Origin of the sequence: Bacillus sp. GMs2/2 (assembly GCF_050172095.1) — a bacterium.
Classification (GTDB): domain Bacteria; phylum Bacillota; class Bacilli; order Bacillales; family Bacillaceae_G; genus Bacillus_A; species Bacillus_A cereus.
In genome coordinates this window covers 40,672-59,416 of the sequence record NZ_JBNLYE010000002.1, presented here as the reverse complement: position 1 = coordinate 59,416, position 18,745 = coordinate 40,672, and the positions used below count along the sequence as shown (strand labels likewise).

Genomic DNA, 18,745 nt, shown 5'->3' with positions numbered 1-18,745 from the left:
TCGTAGTAACCAAAATAGAAAGCGTGGGGAAAGACTTGAATTTTCGTGTTTATATTTTAGCTATCGCGGCTTTTGTAGTCGGAACGGTTGAGCTAATTATAGGAGGAACGCTCGATTTAGTTGCCAATGATTTAGGAGTATCTATTAGTGCAGCTGGTCAGCTTATAACAATATTTTCGGTAGTATTTGCTTTGTCAGGTCCAGTTTTATTAGCTTTGACAGGGAAGTTTGAAAGAAAAACATTGTATGTTGGAGCATTATCGATTTTCTTAATCGGAAATATTATTTCGGCATTTAGTGTGAATTACGGAATGCTGATGTTCTCAAGGGTTATTTGTGCGGCCAGTGGTTCATTAATTATTGCACTATCGGTAACACTTGCTTCTAGTGTAGTAGAACCACATTTTCGTGCGCGTGCAATTGGAATCATTTTTATGGGAATTAGTGGATCACTCGTACTTGGAGTACCGCTTGGTCTTGTACTCGGAAATGCATACGGATGGCGTGCACCATTTGTATTAATTTCGGTATTAACAGTTATGGCAATTGCTTGTATTTCATTATTCTTAACGAAAGTACCACCGACATCGGTATTATCAATAAAAGAACAACTTGCTACTTTAAAAGATAAAAAAATTGTAAGTGCACAGTTAACATCATTTTTGTTTTTAACAGGGCATTTAACATTGTATGCATATTTAACACCGTTTTTAAAAGATGTCATGCATGTTGAAGCAAACTGGATTAGTGTGTTTTACTTTATTTTCGGAATCGCAGCAGTAATTGGTGGCGGATTCGGTGGCTGGCTTGCTGATAAATGGGGATCGAAGAAAAGTATTATTTCTATCATTATCGTATTTGCGTGTGCAATCTTCATACTGCCATTAATGACATTCTCATTCCCGCTCTTCATCATTATGATGGGACTTTGGAGTATGCTGAGCTGGGCGATTTCACCAGCGCAACAAAACTATTTAATTGAAATTGCACCAGAATCAGCTGGTATTCAGCAAAGTTTAAATAACTCTGCCCTTCACTTAGGGATTGCGCTCGGTTCAACAGTAGGCGGAGTTGTTATTGAAAAATCATCTGTTATATATAACGCTTGGGTAGGCGGTGGCTTTATTATATTAGCTCTGCTTTGTGCGATTTTCTCGATTACAAGAGGACGTTCTACTCAGTTTGCAAAAGAAGAATCTATCGTTTGATAGGTTCTTTTTTTTGTAAAAAATTGCAGGTTTTAGTAGATGTATGGAGAACGTTGTATATAGCGAGGTGATGGATATGTATACGAATTTTTCAATTATTGGTCTTCTAATTTCAATGCTCCCCTTGTTTCTTATTATTCTTGCACTTAGATGGGTTCGTTTCATCTATAAAAATTCAGAGAAACAGGTAGAGCAAAATGAGAAAATCATTGAGCTGTTGATGGAGATAAAGGAACAAAACGAAAAGGAGTCTAAGTGAAAAACTAGACTCCTTTTTATTATTTAATTAGTATCTTAATTTCATTAACAAACTCTTAATTTCCTCATCTTCCATAAAGAGGTCATGGTGTTTCTGGGTAATCTTTGCAAGTGCAACGTCGTGATAGAAAAATTCTGTAAAGAACTTCACGAAAGGTTGTGACATTGTTTTCATCGCTTGCCATGAATCTTGTTCTACGCCAGCAAATAAAATTTCACGATCGTCAACGATGAGTAGCAAATAGCGCTCTAATGCATTAGGTTCTTCAGCTGGGATTAGAAAATGCATGTTTTCTAAGTCTGTTTCTACTTCTCCAACAATAAGGGATTCAATTTGAACACCTTGTTTTGCTTTTTGTTCTAGTAAAGGAAGATATTCTAAAAGAGTATCATTCCAAGCTGAAATACGGATTGATTCTTTTGCACTTTCAATGAGTTCCTTACTTTGAACTCGAATAGAAGATTGCATTTTTAAGCTCCACACACGGTCATCTGTAAATGATTTTTTTGATATATTTGTTTCCAGTTCTTTAATATTTGATTGGAATTCTGTCGTTAATTTTTCAATTGCTAGCTTTAGTGGTAATGCTGTATACAGTTTTTTCTTTTCTGAAACAGAATCCATTACCATTCCTTTATCGATTAGGCGTGCTAGCACTTCATATATTTTTGCTTTTGGAACACCTGAATGCTTCACAATCGTTGTAGCATCTAATGGTTCATTGCTTGATACGACAACTTCATAAGCTTGGCTTTCATATTGTGAGAAACCGAATTTTTGTAACATAGTTCCCTCCGAACGAATGAGATTATATTTTAAGGATAATGAACTATTTGTTTTTGCACAAGTGGTAGTCCGTTTTCTAATTGTATTAAGGTGAGAATTAATTTCAATTTTTTAATTTTATCTATTATACTTAATATAATGATTAATAAGATTTTAATTTAATGCGAAGGGGATGCTGGGGGGAAGATGTTAAGAAGTTTACGTTTAAAAATTGCGGTAGTGTTTTCAGTTCTTATTTCTATGATGTTCGTAATATTGGGTACAGCTGTGTATCAATTACAGAAAGAAAAGGAAGTGCGTTCCTTAGACGAGTATTCTCAAAATGCGATGGATCTTGTAACAGAGCAACTTACGACATTTGTTCAAAGAACGGATGAAGATATGGGGTATTACGCGAACAGTGAGATGATTCGTAATATACTTCAAGGTGGGGTTACTCCAGAAGAGGAAGCGTTTTTAACGAAAGAGTTTGCGGAGTATAAAAAGAATCATCCTGGTATTTTAGATTTATATATTGGTACGAAAGATAAAAAAACATTAAGTGCCAATCTTGCTGAAGGTGGGCAAGTGCCAGAAGGATATGATCCAACGACAAGACCATGGTATAAAGATTCAGAGGCTGATGTAAAAAAGGTCCATTGGGGACAACCTTCTTATGAAATTGCAACAGGAAAGTTAAGTGTAGGTGTTTCTAAAGCAATTACAGCTCAAGATGGGTCTGTATTAGGCGTTGTTGCGATGGATGTATCGCTTGGTACGATTCAGAAGTTGCTTCACAATATTCAATACAATAATGACGGAGAAATGTTTATTATAAATGATAAAAATATGGCTCTTGTTTATCCAGAAAAGATAGGGAAAGATGTTTCTAAAGAGCCACTTATAAAGAGCTTAAATAAAGAGGGAACAAAATATGCGGTCACTACAATAAAAGGTGAAGATGTAGTTGTTTATAGTCAATCATTTGACACGATGAAATGGACGATAGGAATCTTTTATCCGAAAGAAACGATCGATGGGCTATTAAATAGTACGAGAAATACAGTTATTATAATGGCATGTATTAGTTTATTAGTTGGAATCGTAGCTTCCTACTTGTTCTCAAGAAGATTAGCAAGACCACTGCAACTATTAAAGAATCACGTGCAAAAAGTAGCAGAAGGCGATTTAACGCTGCGAATGAAAGTGACAAGTAAAGATGAAGTTGGAGAGTTGACTAAGCACTTTAATGATATGGTTGAACAAATGAATGAAATGGTAAGTAAAATTAAAAACAGCGTATCAACGGTGCAACAATCAACGAATAGTTTACACTATTTAACGAATGAAACAGTAGCGGCTAGTAGAGAAGTTTCAGGAGCAATGGATGATGTGAGTGGAGGAGCTTCTACTCTTGCGAATAGTGTGGATGAAGTTTCAGCTCAGCTCGAGAATATGGCGGAGTCAGTGGAACAAATGAATAGCTCCGTTGGTGAAATAAAAGGAGTGGCTGGCAAAGCGGAAGAGGCATCTAAGCAAGGATTAAATACAATGAGGAATTTAATCCGTACGAGGGGACAATCATCGTCGATTGTTGTTCATACAGAAGAAGCATCGGATAAGTTAGAACAAAGAGTTGGATCGATTCAAAATGTTGTTGAGCTTATAAAAGGCATTTCGGATCAAACAAATTTACTTGCTTTAAATGCATCGATTGAAGCTGCCCGTGCAGGTGAGCAAGGTAAGGGATTTGCGGTTGTTGCTGAAGAGGTTCGGAAATTAGCGGAACAATCAAAAGAGGCAACCGGAGAAATCACAACGATGATTGGTGATGTACAATTAGAAGTAAAAAGGGTTGTAGAAGTTGTAAGTAAATTGAAAGACATTGCAGATGTGCAAAATAAAGTGACGACAGAGGCGGAAATGGAGTTCCGCACAATTATGTCAGTCGTAAATACGATTAGTACTTCAGTTGAAAAAATTGTAGAAGAGGTACATAACATAGGTTACGAGCAAGGGGAAATTACAGCGGTAATGCATACAATTGCTGGTACGAGTCAAGAAAGTGCAGCTGTTTCTGAAGAGGTACATGCTGCAACGGAATCACAGGTGAATCATTTAGAAAAGGTAGCTCACACGATGGAAAGTTTGACAGAACATATGAGAGATTTAGAAAGATTAGTCGAGCAGTTTAAAGTGGAAGAGTAACATATTAGTAAAATGATGAGGATTTCGGTAAAATAGACAATGGATATATAAGAAACGATTATAGGAGGAAGACTACTATGGCAATTGTTGATGTATCGATTATTCCAGTAGGAACAGGTAATCCAAGTGTTAGTGAATATGTAGCAGAAGTACAAAAGGTGCTAGAGAAAAATGCGGATCGCGTGAAGTATCAATTAACACCGATGAATACAATTATTGAAGGAGATCTTCCTGTCATTCTAGAAGTAATTCAACAAATGCATGAAGTTCCATATACGAAAGGTGCACAGCGTGTTGCAACAACAATTCGTATTGATGATCGTCGTGATAAAGTAAGCACAATGGAGAAAAAATTAAACTCTGTTCGATCAAAATTATAAAGAAAAGCAGCGATTTTCGCTGCTTTTTTCATATAGGAGGTAAATAAGATGAGTGAAAAGTTTAACGAACAATTTGACGGGTTGTTAGAGAAATACACGGAACTGTTACTTGGAGAGAGCAATGAAGAGAGAAAAGAACAGGTACAGAAGTGGGCACTTTATTCTTACATAGCGAAGACGATGCCAGCTTTAGTGAAGCATTGGAATGAGACGTATCCCGATGCGAAAGAAGAGATGGTGCAGTTAATTACAGATATTAAAAGGCTGAATGAAGAGAAGCGAAATGAGCAATAAAAAAACTTGAGGGAAATATAATCGTAAGTTTTCTGTATTAATATCCTTATATAATTTACATGGAATATAAAGGGTTTTATAGGCATGTCGAATATTTTCGACATGCCTATTTTATGCCTATTAAACTCCATTTTTCTAAATGTCGAAAAATATTTCAGTTATATTTATAAGCGAAAATATAGGGTTTTAAATGTTTTTATAGTATTTTATAAATTATCTAAATAATTATTTGTATCCAATAATTTTAAACAATGATATAATTTTGAAGAGGGGTAAAAAACAGATAAATTACAGTCATAGGGGTGAATTACATGGAACAATTAATGCGAAATTCGTTTCTTTTCTTGTCAAAAAATAAAGCGCTAACAAAACTGGCTAAAAAGTACGGTTTACGCTTTGGTGCAGGTCGCTTTGTCGCAGGGGAGACAATTGAATTAGCGACAGCAGCTATTAAACAATTGAACAAGCAAGGACTTTGTGTAACAATCGATTATTTAGGGGAATTCGTTGATAATGAAGCGGAAGCAAATGAAATGGCTAACCAATCGATTGAAGCGATCCGTGCAATTGGAAGAGAAGGTCTTGATTCGCAGCTTTCTTTAAAGATGACTTCTATGGGATTAGATATCTCTGATGAAATCGTAATGAACAATATGCGCCGTATTTTAGAAGCGGCGAAAGAAAATGGTGTGTTCGTTACCATTGATATGGAAGACTATACACGCTGTGGTAAAACAATTGATATCTTTAAACAATTAAAATCTGAATACGATAATATTGGTACTGTTATTCAAGCTTACCTATATCGTACAGAAAAAGATATTGAAGATTTAAATGCTTATAATCCTAATTTACGTCTTGTAAAAGGTGCTTATAAAGAACCTGAAGAAGTGGCATTCCCAGACAAGAAAGATGTAGATGACAATTATAAAAAAATTATTAAAATGCACTTATTAAATGGAAATTATACTGCAATTGCTTCACATGACGAAGCGATTATTGAATATACAAAAAAACTTGCTGAAGAACACAACATTCCAAGGGATCAATTTGAATTCCAAATGTTATATGGTATTCGTAATGAGCGTCAACTTGAGCTAGTAAAAGAAGGCTACAAAATGCGTGTTTACGTACCTTATGGAAACGACTGGTATGGATATTTCATGCGTCGTCTAGCAGAGCGTCCAGCAAACGTTGCGTTCGTATTAAAAGGTATGGTTAAAAAATAACCAAGGAGAAAATACTCCTTGGTTATTTTAATTGCTGAAATGCATAATGTGCCATTTTCTTCGTATCAGGATACAGTTGCTTGCGGGTAGAAGATAATACAACATTAATGACACGTTTACCGTCTTTTTCATCCACTGTTACGACTGTATATTTGCCAAGTGCTGATAGACCGCTTTTACTTCCAATCGCATATGGATCGTCATATAGTTCTTCTCGTCCGTAGTTTGCGATGTTTGGAGAGCGTTCTGAAGTATGTAGAGTTGTACGCGTTGAATTCATATATTCTAAAACAACTGGATACTTTAATGCTTCTTTCGTAATAATAGCAATGTCATATGGTGATACTTTATTCCCAATTGCATCAGCACCACTTGCGTTTTTGAAAGTCGCATGCTTTGTACCAAGTTCCTTCGCTCTAGCATTCATCATTTTCACAAATTCATTTTTTGATCCTGCAATATGTTCTGCAATTGATTCAGCTATTGGATCTGCACTAATGATAAGCATAAGTTTTAATGCCTCATCACGCTTTAATTTTTCTCCAGCACGAAGTTTAATTTTCTTGCTTTGACTTTCTGTTTTAATTGCGTTTTCTGTAACTGTAATTTCTTCATCTTCTTTTACATTCTCTAGTAAAAGAAGGGTTGTCATCATTTTGGCTATACTAGCCGGATAAGAGCGTTCGTCTTCACGTTTCCCATACAAAATTTCACCTGTGTTTGCATCGATTGTAACTCCGTATTGCCCAGTAATATTAGGTTGATCAGCTCTTACAGATTGTTGCCTTTGTGCATAAGAGAAGAAAATCATCCCTGTAAATAGTGTAGCAATCATTACAATCATAACTATTGTTCGTTTCATTATAATTCCCTCATTTGTTACAAATAAATTGGGCAGAAAAAGCAGCCATTAATCATTATGCCACGTTCTCTGCCCAAAAATATAGCGTTATTTTTCGCCCATATTATGCTTTTTATATTGTTGGTTATTACCTTGACGTCCTTTTTCCACGCCGTGGTTATGCGGACCTGCGTTTCCAGTTACACTAGCTGCACTAATTCCAGCCTTTGAAGGGTTCTTCTTAAGTTTTGCCATATATATTCCTCCAGTTTCGTCAGATTATAAAAAGGGAAAGTGTATTTTAGTGAAGAAAATACATATATAGCATGGCCAAATGAAAGAAAAATATTTATTTCAGAAAATTTTATCAATAAATATATTGCGAAAATTTAAACAGTATCATATATTTATTAGTAGAGGCTCACTCATTGATTGCGACTTATGTCGAAAAATTGAATGAGCATTCATTCAAGAATAGGGGGAGAATTGGATGTTCCAAATTAAAAAGGCTGCTGTTCTAGGTTCAGGCGTAATGGGTTCGGGAATTGCGGCACACTTAGCTAATATTGGTATTCCGACATTATTGCTTGATATTGTACCACCTGCGCTTACGAAAGAAGAAGAAGCGAAGGGACTTACATTAGAACATAAAAGTGTGAGAAATCGTTTTAGTAATACGGCTGTGCAAAAACTATTAAAGCAAAAACCAGCTCCTCTGACAGTGAAAGGAAATCTAGCACTGATTGAAGCAGGTAACTTAGAAGATGATCTTGAGCGTCTAGCTGATGTAGATTGGATTATTGAAGTAGTAGTTGAAAACTTAGATATTAAAAAGAAATTATTTGAAAAAGTAGACGCTGTTCGTAAACCGGGCTCAATTGTAAGCTCGAATACGTCAGGCATTTCAGTTGAAAAAATGGCAGAAGGTCGTTCAGACGACTTCCAGAAACACTTCTTAGGCACACACTTTTTTAACCCACCACGATATTTAAAACTTCTAGAGGTAATACCGACGAAAGAAACAGATCCACAAGTATTAAGCTTCATGAAACTATTTGGCGAAGACGTTCTTGGAAAAGGCGTTGTTATCGCAAAAGATACACCAAACTTTATTGGAAACCGCATCGGTACGTACGGTTTACTTGTTACTCTTCAAGAGATGGTAAAACGCGGCTATAGCATTGGGGAAGTTGATTCTGTAACAGGCCCACTTATTGGTCGTCCGAAGAGCGCAACGTTCCGTACATTAGATGTTGTCGGTTTAGATACATTCGTACACGTTGCAAATAACGTATATGAAAACGTACAAGAAGAAGAGCGTGATGTATTTAAAGTACCAGCTTTCATGCATGACATGCTTGATAAAAAATGGCTTGGAAGCAAAACAGGTCAAGGCTTCTTCTTAAAACAAGGAAAAGAAATTTTAGAACTAAATCCTGAAACGATGGAATATGAAGCGCGTAAAAAATTAAAAGCTGCATCCGTAGAGTTAAGTAAACAAGAAAAAGGATTAGCGAATAAATTGAAAGCGCTTGTATACGCAAAAGACCGCGCAGGAGAGTTATTATGGAACATCATTACACCAACTCTTTTATACTCTGCAAAACTTCATAAAGAAATTGCTGACGATATCGTTGCAATTGACCAAGCGATGAAGTGGGGCTTCGGCTGGGAGCAAGGGCCGTTTGAAGTTTGGGATGCAATCGGCGTTGAAAAATCTGTTCAAAAGATGGAAGAAAACGGCGTAGTTGTTCCTACTTGGGTGAAAGAAATGTTAGAGAAAGGTTTCACTACTTTCTATAAACATGATAACGGCGATAGCTACTATTACGATAATGGCGAATATAAGCTAATCGAGCGTAATAAAAAAGCAATTTCTCTTAAGCAATTAAAAGCGAAAAATGGTGTATTAAAGAAAAATAGCGGAGCGAGCTTAATTGATTTAGGCGACGGCATCCTTTGCTTAGAGTTCCATTCGAAGAGCAATGCAATTGGTATGGATATTACGCAAATGATTAACTACGCTGTTGATGAAGTAGAAAAGAATTATAAAGGTCTTGTTATCGGTAACCAATCGAAGAACTTCTGCGTTGGTGCGAACCTAGCAATGATCTTAATGGAAGCACAAGACGACAATTACTTTGAAATTGAGTTGGTTGTGAAAAACTTCCAAGATGCAATGACGAAAATTAAGTACTCTTCTAAGCCAGTTGTAGCAGCACCATACGGTATGACGCTTGGCGGAGGTACAGAAGTTTGCTTACCAGCAGCGAGCATTCAAGCTTCTAGTGAAACGTATATGGGCTTAGTAGAAGTTGGTGTTGGCTTAATCCCTGGCGGAGGCGGTAATAAAGAGCTATACATTAAACACTTAAATAAAATGCCAAACGGTGTAGAGTTTGATCTGCAAAAAGTTGCGAATAAAGTGTTCGAATCTGTAGCGATGGCGAAAGTTTCTACATCAGCACAAGAAGCTGTATCGAACAACTTCTTAGGCGATAAAGACGGTATTAGTGTGAATGGTGATCACTTACTATATGATGCGAAACAGAAAGCACTTGCTTTATATGAAGCGGGCTATAAAGCACCGATTCGTAAAAAGATACCAGTTGTTGGTGAAACAGGATATGCAACTCTTGTACTTGGTGCAGAAGCAATGCATTTATCAGGTTACATTTCTGAACATGATCTTCACATTGCGAAGAAACTTGCATATGTCATTGCGGGCGGAAAAGTGCCGTACGGAACAGAAGTTGATGAGCAGTATTTATTAGATGTAGAACGTGAAGCATTTATTAGCTTAGTAAGTGAGATGAAATCACAAGCAAGAATGCAGCACATGCTTGTAAAAGGAAAGCCATTACGTAACTAATAACGAGGGGAGATATCGTTCATGAGAGAAGCTGTCATTGTTGCGGGAGCAAGAACACCAATTGGAAAAGCAAAGAGGGGTTCATTAAAAACAGTTCGTCCTGACGATCTAGGGGCGTTAGTAGTAAAGGAAACGTTAAAGCGTGCAAATTATGAAGGACCAATCGATGATTTAATTTTCGGTTGTGCGATGCCAGAAGCAGAACAAGGTTTAAATATGGCTCGTAATATCGGCGGATTAGCAGGACTTTCTTACGATGTTCCAGCTATTACGATTAACCGTTACTGTTCTTCAGGTTTACAAAGTATCGCTTACGGAGCTGAGCGTATTATGCTTGGTCACTCTGAAGCTGTATTATCAGGCGGAGCAGAATCAATGAGTTTAGTTCCAATGATGGGACACGTTGTTCGTCCGAATAGTCGCCTTGTAGAAGCGGCTCCAGAATATTATATGGGTATGGGACATACAGCAGAGCAAGTTGCTGTGAAATATGGAATTTCTCGTGAAGAGCAAGATGCATTTGCAGTAAGAAGTCATCAACGTGCTGCGAAAGCATTAGCGGCAGGAAACTTTGTTGATGAAACAGTACCTGTAGATGTGACGTTACGCTCGGTTGGATCAAACAATAAACTTCAAGAAGAAACAATCACTTTCGCACAAGACGAAGGTGTAAGAGCAGAGACAACGCTAGACATTTTAGGGAAATTACGTCCAGCATTTAACGTTCGCGGTTCTGTAACAGCTGGTAACTCTTCACAAATGAGTGATGGTGCAGCATCTGTACTATTAATGGATCGCGAAAAAGCAGTGAGCGATGGCATGAAGCCACTTGCGAAATTCCGTTCATTTGCAGTAGCTGGCGTACCACCAGAAGTAATGGGAATCGGCCCAATCGCTGCAATTCCAAAAGCGTTAAAACTAGCTGGCTTAGAGCTATCTGATATTGGCTTATTCGAACTAAATGAAGCATTTGCTTCTCAATCGATCCAAGTTATTCGTGAACTTGGTTTAGATGAAGAAAAAGTAAACGTAAACGGTGGTGCAATCGCACTTGGACATCCACTTGGCTGTACAGGAGCAAAACTAACACTATCTCTTATTCACGAAATGAAACGTCGCAACGAACAATTCGGTATTGTAACAATGTGTATCGGCGGCGGAATGGGAGCAGCGGGAGTATTTGAATTACTTTAAAAAAAGTGGAAGCGGCTCGCTCAGAATGAGAGGGGGATGGAGCTTCAGACGTAGAGGCGTTCTTTGCCTCGCAGGAAGAAGCGAAGCCACCGAACATTCTAGCCGCTGGAACTGGATTAGATAAAAAGTGCAGGTGGCTTGCTCAGAACAGGAGGGCGTTGGAAGCCCTGACGTAGAGGCGCTTTTTGCCTCACAGGAAGGGGTGAAACGACCGACTGTTTTAGCCGCTGGAACTGGATTATAAAAAAATGGAAGCAACAAAGGTTTATAAAAACAAAAGGGAGAGCCAGCTTCTTTCAAAAAGAGAGAAGCGGCTCATGAAAATATGAAGGAGGAAATTTTCATGGAAAAAACAGTAGGAAATGCGGTTAAAGGCGGTAGCTTTTTAGTAGATGAGATTACGATTGATCAAGTGTTTACGCCAGAAGATTTTTCATCTGAGCATAAAATGATTGCTAAAACGACAGAGGACTTTATCGTAAATGAAGTTCTTCCAGAGCTTGAATATTTAGAGCAACATGAGTTTGATCGCTCAGTTCGTCTTTTAAAAGAAGCTGGAGAACTTGGTTTATTAGGCGCTGACGTACCAGAAGAGTACGGCGGAATTGGTCTTGATAAAGTAAGCTCAGCGTTAATCGCAGAGAAGTTCTCTCGCGCTGGTGGCTTTGCAATTACTCACGGTGCTCACGTAGGTATCGGCTCTTTACCAATCGTATTATTCGGTAACGAAGAGCAAAAGAAAAAATATTTACCATTGCTTGCAACTGGTGAAAAATTAGCTGCATACGCATTAACAGAGCCAGGTTCAGGATCTGATGCATTAGGCGCAAAAACAACTGCACGTTTAAATGCAGAAGGTACACATTATGTATTAAACGGTGAAAAACAATGGATTACAAACTCTGCATTCGCTGACGTATTCGTTGTATATGCAAAAATTGATGGCGAGCACTTCTCAGCATTTATCGTAGAGAAAGACTACGCTGGCGTATCTACAAGCCCAGAAGAAAAGAAAATGGGTATTAAATGTTCTTCAACTCGTACGTTAATTTTAGAAGATGCGTTAGTACCGAAAGAAAACTTACTTGGCGAAATCGGTAAAGGTCATATTATCGCATTCAACATTTTAAATATCGGTCGTTATAAATTAGGTGTTGGTACAGTTGGATCTGCGAAACGTGCAGTAGAAATTTCAGCACAATATGCAAACCAACGTCAACAGTTCAAACAACCAATCGCTCGCTTCCCATTAATTCAAGAGAAACTTGCGAATATGGCAGCAAAAACATATGCAGCTGAAAGCTCTGTATATCGTACAGTAGGTTTATTCGAAAGCCGCATGAGCACATTATCTGAAGAAGAAGTAAAAGACGGTAAAGCAGTAGCAGCTTCTATCGCTGAATATGCAATCGAGTGCTCTTTAAACAAAGTATTCGGTTCTGAAGTATTAGACTATACAGTAGATGAAGGTGTTCAAATTCACGGTGGTTACGGATTTATGGCAGAATACGAGATTGAAAGAATGTACCGCGATTCTCGTATTAACCGTATTTTCGAAGGGACGAACGAAATTAACCGCCTAATCGTACCAGGTACGTTCTTACGTAAAGCGATGAAGGGTGAATTACCACTTCTTCAAAAAGCACAAAAATTACAAGAAGAGTTAATGATGATGATGCCAGAAGAAGTAGGCGATGAGCCATTGGCACTTCAAAAATATTTAGTAAGTAACGCGAAGAAAATCGGCTTAATGGTAGCTGGATTAGCAGCTCAAAAATATGGTAAAGCATTAGATAAAGAGCAAGAAATTCTTGTGAATATCGCTGACATCGTAAGCAACCTATACGCAATGGAATCAGCTGTTCTTCGTACAGAAAAAGCGATCAAAACAACTGGTCTTGAAAAGAATAAACAAAAAGTGTTATACACTGAAGTATTCTGCCAAGAAGCATTCAACGAAATTGAAGCAGATGCGAAAGAAACACTTATCGCAGTTGAAAACGGCGACATGCTGCGCATGATGTTATCATCATTACGTAAATTAACTCGCCACACACCACTTAACGTAATTCCGAAGAAACGTGAAATCGCTGCGAAAATTTTAGAAGATGAGCGTTACACAGTTTAATATCTTTAAAGAACAGTAGTCGTTTATACGGCTACTGTTCTTTTTTTTTGAAAAAAAGAAATTTTTTAGTGACACGAAACTAATACCATTAGTATAATGAAACTAATGGTATTAGTTTTCGTGAAAAGGGAGATGGAAATATGAGAATGATACATGAACAAACGGTATATCAATTGTCATTTTTGCCAAGAGTGTTTCCTGTGAATTGTTACTTTGTGGAGGAAGAAGATGGTTTAACTTTAATTGATGCGGCTTTGCCATATAGCGCAAAAAGTATTTTACAGGCGGCTGAGAAAATAGGAAAACCAATTACTAAGATTGTATTAACACATGCGCATGATGATCACATAGGTGCATTAGACGCATTAAAGGAAGTACTCCCTCATGTTCCAGTCTATATTTCTAAGCGGGACGCAAAGCTGTTAGAAGGAGATACGACGTTACAAAAGGATGAACCAAATATACCGATAAAAGGCGGTGTACCTAAAAAGGTAAAAACGGTACCTGATGTTTTATTAGAAGATGGCGACCGAGTTGGATCGCTTCTTGCGATTATGACACCGGGACATACGCCAGGATCCATGTCGTTTCTTGATGTACGAAATAAAGCTCTTATTGTTGGGGATGCATTTCAAACAAGAGGAGGTATGGCTGTTTCGGGACAAATGAAATTTTGGTTTCCGTTTCCTGCGATGGCAACGTGGAGTAAAGAAATATCATTACAAAGTGCAGAGAAGTTAAGCGAATATGAGCCTTCCTTACTTGCGGCAGGGCATGGGGAAATGATAAAGGATCCAGGGACTGTCATAGAGCTTGCTATTAAGGAAGCGAAACGGAATATAGAAAGTAAGAAAGAGGGTTAATTTATGTCACCGAGAATCGGACTTACATTACAGAAAATTGTAGAAACAGCTGCAGAAATTGCAGATACAAATGGAATACAAGAAGTAACGTTAGCTTCATTAGCACAAAGGTTAGGGATACGTTCGCCCTCACTATATAATCATGTAAAAGGGTTACAAGATGTACGGAAAAATCTTGGTATTTACGGAATAAAACAGCTGCATAACAAACTGGAAGAAGCGGCCGAGGATAAACGTATGGATGAAGCAATTCATGCATTAGGAGAAGCGTATGTAGCATTTGTCCGAAAACATCCTGGACTATATGAAGCAACTTTTTTACGAGATGAAGAAGTAAGAAAAGCAGGTGACGGAATTGTAAAGCTTTGTCTTCAAGTATTACAACAGTATGGCTTAGAAGGAGAGAATGCACTTCATGCGACACGCGGATTCAGAAGTATTTGTCATGGATTTGCTTCGATTGAACAGCAAGGCGGATTTGGTTTGCCGTTAGATCTAGATATAAGTTTACATGTATTGTTGGAAACGTTTATTAAAGGGTTACGTGAATAAGAAGCAAGGTAAACAAAAACCTTAGAAGTGATTCTAAGGTTTTTTAGTGCATATGATTCGAAAAGAATGGTAGGCTTTTTCTTATGAAATGATATTATTTTGCAGGTTTGAAAAATGTATATATCGCTAAGAAAAAGCAAACGAAACTGAATACGATGGGGTCTTGATAGGGACTAGGCTCAGAGCCCTTCTGGATTTCTGTAAGGAAGTCATGTGTTTTCATGTTCATTGCTCCTTTAACTAATAAGTTTTATATGATGCGAGGATTATGGTGGATAGGAAGTGTTTTTTGAAATTTCATATAATAATTATTGCATAGTAATCCTATTCCTAAAACTATAAAATATAAAGTTTTCATAATATGTAAAATTGCATATATTTTGTATGCACGTGAAAAAGTTAATTCATGTATACAATCAAAAAATAGCTAAATACTAACAGTGAACGAATAAAGAAAGGTAGGAGTATTCCATGCAAAATTTAACAGAGCTTGAAGTAGAAAACTTACGTCATTTAATTGGTGGACATGCAACAATTATTAACAAGTTGGAGCAGTATGCACAAACGTGTACAGATCCACAATTGAAACAAATGTTACAAAAGGATGCGCAAGATGCACGAAATACGAAGCAACAATTAATGACTTTTTTAGGATAGGAGGAAGCGGAACATGAATGAAAAAGATATGGTAAATGATTATTTAGCAGGATTAAATGCAAGTTTAACAAGCTATGCAAATTATATTGCTCAGTCTGATAATGAGCAGTTACATCAAACGTTAATTCAAATTCGTAATCAAGATGAGATGCGCCAACGTAATATGTATGAGTACGCAAAGCAAAAAAGTTATTACAAACCGGCAGCACCTGCGAATCCAATGATTGTGCAGCAATTAAAAAGTCAATTAAGTGCGGAATAACGGGATGACAAAAAACGGGCGAATGAAGTCGCTCGTTTTTTGTTTTGAGCATGTCAATAAATATAAAATAAATATTTTTCCAGTTGTAACAAATATGACGAAAATGGAATATAACAATTCACAAAAAGGACAAATACTTTGTTCAATATTTCACAAAGTATCCATGGTTTCTATCGTGGGAACCTCTATAATTAGGAGTGTAAAGAGCAAAAGAAATAGATTATATGATCAATTAGGAGAGATTGCTATGAAAAGACATACAAGAAAAATTGCAATTATCGGTACTGGATTAGTTGGATCAAGTTGTGCGTATTCCATTGTAAATCAAGGGATTTGCGAAGAGCTATTATTAATTGATATAAATCATGAACGTGCAGTTGGGGAAGCAATGGATTTATCACATTGCATTAACTTTACAAATACAAGAACAAAAGTATATGCAGGAAGCTATGAAGACTGCAAAGATATGGACATTGTTATTATTACAGCAGGGCCAGCACCAAAACCTGGACAAAGTCGCTTAGATACTTTAGGAGCGAGTGCGAAGATTATGGAAAGTGTTGTTGGCGGCGTAATGGAAAGTGGATTTGATGGTATTTTCTTACTTGCATCGAACCCAGTTGATATTATTACATATGAAGTGTGGAAATTATCTGGATTACCTAGAAATCGCGTAATCGGTACTGGTACATCACTAGATTCTTCTCGCTTAAGAACAATTTTATCTGAAATGCTACATGTAGACCCTCGTAGTATCCATGGGTATTCATTAGGAGAACATGGTGATTCTCAAATGGTTGCTTGGTCTCATGTAACTGTTGGTGGAAAGCCAGTTCTGCAAATTTTAGAAGAACAAAAAGAACGATTTGGTGAAATAGATTTAGATGAAATTGTTGAGAAGACTGCAAAAGCTGGCTGGGAAATTTATAAACGTAAAGGAACTACTTATTACGGGATTGGAAATTCTCTAGCATATATTGCGAGTTCAATCTTTAATGATGATCACCGTGTCATTGCTGTATCAGCCATTTTAGATGGTGAGTACGGTGAATATGATATTTGTACAGGAGTACCAGCTATTATTACTAGAGACGGTATAAGAGAAGTTGTAGAACTCAATTTAACAGAGGATGAAGAATCTCGATTCGCAAAATCAAACGATATTTTACGTGATTATATGAAAACAATTGGTTACTAACTTATAGGAGAAGGTGAAACAAATGAAGGAATATATAATGTCTCGTGTATTTAAAGCATCTGCTGGAATCGCACAAGGTATTTTCGTATCCCTCGGAATTGGTTTACTGATCGAAAATATAGGAAGAATTGTTGATATACCATTACTTATTACAATCGGAGTTGTTGCAAAATCCCTTATGGCACCGGCGATTGGTGCCGGCATTGCTTTTATGCTCGGTGCAAACGGTCTTGTAATCTTCTCGGCGATGGTAGCCGGAGCAATTGGTGCCGGATCCATCTCAATTACTGAAGCTGGTCTAATTATTAAAACAGGTGAGCCAATCGGTGCATTATTAACAGCAACTTTAGCTGTATATATTGGTAAACGTTTAAGCGGAAAAACTGCGTTAGATATGATGCTCGTTCCATTTGCAGCAATATTAGGTTCTGGTTTAGTTGGTATTTGGTTATCTCATAATATTACTCCTGTTTTAAATGCAGTTGGAGCGTTTATTAAAGATAGCTCGGCTGGTAGCCCGTTTATCGCTTCTATCGTCATTGCAGTAGTTTGGGGGCTATTACTTATCTCTCCAGCTTCATCAGCTGCGTTAGCAATTGCACTTAGCTTAGACGGTGTTGCAGGTGGTGCTGCTCTTGCCGGATGCGTCGCTCAGTTTATCGGATTCTCTGTCATCTCAGCGAAAGAAAACAATTTAGGTGGCATATTGGCTCAAGCACTTTGTACTCCGAAAGTACAGTTGCCAAATATCACTAAAAACCCAATGATTCTCGTTCCAACTGTCGTCGCCAGTGCTATAGTCGGTCCAGTATCAGCATTAATTTTCCAACTGGAAGCAGGAAAGGAAATTGCAGGTCTTGGATTAAGTTCTCTTATCGCACCAATTAATTTAATTTCCAGCCAAGGGTGGGAAGTTCTCCCGGCGATGGTAATTACTTATATCGTCATTCCAGTAGCTGTTTCTTATATACTTTACATTGCTCTTAAAAAAGCAGGTCGTATTCACTCTGGTGATATGACTGTACCGCAATCTTAAGTTGAAAATCTCCTTACTAATAGATAAAAGCAGACTGAGAAGCCACAGTCTGCTTTTTTGTCATGCTACATTCTATGATTTTGTTTTACTGGAACTCTTATCGGTTCTTTGGCCAATAAGAGCTGAACGCCGAAGTAAAGTATGCTTGCAAGCGTCATTCCAGAAACGGCATCTACAAAGGCATGCTGCTTCGTAAATAGCGTTGATAAAATAATAAGTGTACCGAAGAAAGTAAGGATGTAATATTCAAAAGCATGCTGTTCTCTACGCTTAAAGGCAGCTAACATAATTACAAATGTAGTAAGAACGTGAATGCTAGGAAAACAGTTTACAGGTTGATCGATACTATAAATATAGCGAACTAGTTCAGAAAATACATCTGTCCCAACGACAGTCGGACGCGGTACAGTTGTTTGCCAAAAATAATAAATAGAAAAACAAGCAAGCTTTCCAAAAATAATACTACTTAAAGTGACATAATATTGCTTTCGGTCTGCAAAGCAGTAATAAATAAGTGCGCCGTATAAGTATGGAAACCAAAGTAAATAAGGAATAATAAATGCTTTTACAAATGGAATCCAATCATCTACTACAGTTGTAACGTCTACTGCGTGAACAGTCGATTTATTTAATACGTCGTAAAGGGGACTTACGAGTACGAGTAGAAGTATATAACTTAACGGAAGAAAAGATGAAAGTTTAAATTTCTTCATGTTGATCTCCTATGTTTAGTAATGTAAGTAAATTCAATTGATTATAATATAGAAACGTGAATTGGGCTATCGATTTTACTTACATT

At 37.3% G+C, this 18,745-nt stretch carries 19 protein-coding genes; 15 read left to right on the top strand and 4 right to left on the bottom strand.

The genetic code is table 11. The features are described 5' to 3' along the window. The first annotated feature begins 23 nt into the window (after positions 1-23). Together ACQGS6_RS00865 and ACQGS6_RS00860 are read left to right on the top strand one after the other, a co-directional pair. The gene (locus ACQGS6_RS00865; protein ID WP_033697573.1) at positions 24-1,208 is read left to right on the top strand and encodes an MFS transporter; all 1,185 of its coding nucleotides are present in this window, start codon (positions 24-26) and stop codon (positions 1,206-1,208) included. 76 nt (positions 1,209-1,284) lie between these two features. Beyond that, positions 1,285-1,467, top strand: coding sequence for a hypothetical protein (locus ACQGS6_RS00860; protein WP_000288473.1), 183 nt, complete (start codon positions 1,285-1,287; stop codon positions 1,465-1,467). 27 nt (positions 1,468-1,494) lie between these two features. Here the strand turns inward: ACQGS6_RS00860 and ACQGS6_RS00855 are convergent, their stop codons facing one another. Beyond that, complete coding sequence (locus ACQGS6_RS00855; protein ID WP_000939478.1) at positions 1,495-2,253, bottom strand: TrmB family transcriptional regulator; 759 nt, start codon at positions 2,251-2,253, stop codon at positions 1,495-1,497. Between the two features lie 186 nt (positions 2,254-2,439). Here ACQGS6_RS00855 and ACQGS6_RS00850 point away from each other — a divergent pair, with 186 nt between their 5' ends. The 4 genes from ACQGS6_RS00850 to ACQGS6_RS00835 all read left to right on the top strand — a co-directional run bounded on the left by ACQGS6_RS00850 (position 2,440) and on the right by ACQGS6_RS00835 (position 6,343). After that, positions 2,440-4,440 carry a methyl-accepting chemotaxis protein gene (locus tag ACQGS6_RS00850; RefSeq protein ID WP_000946352.1) on the top strand — a complete coding sequence of 667 codons (2,001 nt, stop codon included), beginning with the start codon at positions 2,440-2,442 and terminating at the stop codon, positions 4,438-4,440. A gap of 77 nt (positions 4,441-4,517) precedes the next feature. Next, positions 4,518-4,820, top strand: a complete 303-nt coding sequence (locus ACQGS6_RS00845; RefSeq protein ID WP_001018860.1) for an MTH1187 family thiamine-binding protein — start codon at positions 4,518-4,520, stop codon at positions 4,818-4,820. A gap of 48 nt (positions 4,821-4,868) precedes the next feature. Next, positions 4,869-5,114 carry a YusU family protein gene (locus ACQGS6_RS00840; RefSeq protein ID WP_001290594.1) on the top strand — a complete coding sequence of 82 codons (246 nt, stop codon included), beginning with the start codon at positions 4,869-4,871 and terminating at the stop codon, positions 5,112-5,114. A 311-nt stretch (positions 5,115-5,425) separates the two neighbouring features. Beyond that, complete coding sequence (locus tag ACQGS6_RS00835) at positions 5,426-6,343, top strand: proline dehydrogenase family protein (RefSeq protein ID WP_000436772.1); 918 nt, start codon at positions 5,426-5,428, stop codon at positions 6,341-6,343. Positions 6,344-6,365: 22 nt separating this feature from the next. Here the strand turns inward: ACQGS6_RS00835 and ACQGS6_RS00830 are convergent, their stop codons facing one another. Together ACQGS6_RS00830 and ACQGS6_RS00825 are read right to left on the bottom strand one after the other, a co-directional pair. Then, positions 6,366-7,205, bottom strand: a complete 840-nt coding sequence (locus ACQGS6_RS00830; protein ID WP_025966871.1) for a D-alanyl-D-alanine carboxypeptidase family protein — start codon at positions 7,203-7,205, stop codon at positions 6,366-6,368. Positions 7,206-7,292: 87 nt separating this feature from the next. Further along, the gene (locus ACQGS6_RS00825) at positions 7,293-7,439 is read right to left on the bottom strand and encodes a YuzL family protein (protein ID WP_001096344.1); all 147 of its coding nucleotides are present in this window, start codon (positions 7,437-7,439) and stop codon (positions 7,293-7,295) included. A 235-nt stretch (positions 7,440-7,674) separates the two neighbouring features. Here ACQGS6_RS00825 and ACQGS6_RS00820 point away from each other — a divergent pair, with 235 nt between their 5' ends. From ACQGS6_RS00820 to ACQGS6_RS00780, 9 genes are all read left to right on the top strand, one after another. Continuing rightward, complete coding sequence (locus ACQGS6_RS00820) at positions 7,675-10,056, top strand: 3-hydroxyacyl-CoA dehydrogenase/enoyl-CoA hydratase family protein (protein ID WP_044584960.1); 2,382 nt, start codon at positions 7,675-7,677, stop codon at positions 10,054-10,056. Positions 10,057-10,077: 21 nt separating this feature from the next. Then, positions 10,078-11,250 (top strand): acetyl-CoA C-acetyltransferase, encoded by a 1,173-nt coding sequence (locus ACQGS6_RS00815; RefSeq protein ID WP_001206346.1) that lies wholly within the window; start codon positions 10,078-10,080, stop codon positions 11,248-11,250. 343 nt (positions 11,251-11,593) lie between these two features. After that, the gene (locus ACQGS6_RS00810; protein ID WP_000416290.1) at positions 11,594-13,378 is read left to right on the top strand and encodes an acyl-CoA dehydrogenase family protein; all 1,785 of its coding nucleotides are present in this window, start codon (positions 11,594-11,596) and stop codon (positions 13,376-13,378) included. Between the two features lie 140 nt (positions 13,379-13,518). Next, positions 13,519-14,241 (top strand): MBL fold metallo-hydrolase, encoded by a 723-nt coding sequence (locus ACQGS6_RS00805; RefSeq protein WP_326318534.1) that lies wholly within the window; start codon positions 13,519-13,521, stop codon positions 14,239-14,241. A 3-nt stretch (positions 14,242-14,244) separates the two neighbouring features. Continuing rightward, positions 14,245-14,793 (top strand): TetR/AcrR family transcriptional regulator, encoded by a 549-nt coding sequence (locus ACQGS6_RS00800; protein WP_000074937.1) that lies wholly within the window; start codon positions 14,245-14,247, stop codon positions 14,791-14,793. Positions 14,794-15,264: 471 nt separating this feature from the next. Further along, positions 15,265-15,450 carry a hypothetical protein gene (locus ACQGS6_RS00795; RefSeq protein ID WP_001180555.1) on the top strand — a complete coding sequence of 62 codons (186 nt, stop codon included), beginning with the start codon at positions 15,265-15,267 and terminating at the stop codon, positions 15,448-15,450. A 13-nt stretch (positions 15,451-15,463) separates the two neighbouring features. Beyond that, positions 15,464-15,712 carry a spore coat protein gene (locus ACQGS6_RS00790; protein WP_001002987.1) on the top strand — a complete coding sequence of 83 codons (249 nt, stop codon included), beginning with the start codon at positions 15,464-15,466 and terminating at the stop codon, positions 15,710-15,712. A gap of 247 nt (positions 15,713-15,959) precedes the next feature. Further along, entirely contained in the window at positions 15,960-16,910 is a 951-nt protein-coding gene (locus ACQGS6_RS00785) for an L-lactate dehydrogenase (protein ID WP_000820652.1), read from the top strand. Positions 16,911-16,932: 22 nt separating this feature from the next. Further along, positions 16,933-17,946: a PTS transporter subunit IIC gene (locus tag ACQGS6_RS00780; RefSeq protein WP_000666172.1), complete on the top strand. Its 1,014-nt coding sequence runs from the start codon at positions 16,933-16,935 to the stop codon at positions 17,944-17,946. 65 nt (positions 17,947-18,011) lie between these two features. Here the strand turns inward: ACQGS6_RS00780 and ACQGS6_RS00775 are convergent, their stop codons facing one another. After that, complete coding sequence (locus ACQGS6_RS00775) at positions 18,012-18,659, bottom strand: phosphatase PAP2 family protein (protein ID WP_000713763.1); 648 nt, start codon at positions 18,657-18,659, stop codon at positions 18,012-18,014. Positions 18,660-18,745 lie beyond the last annotated feature (86 nt).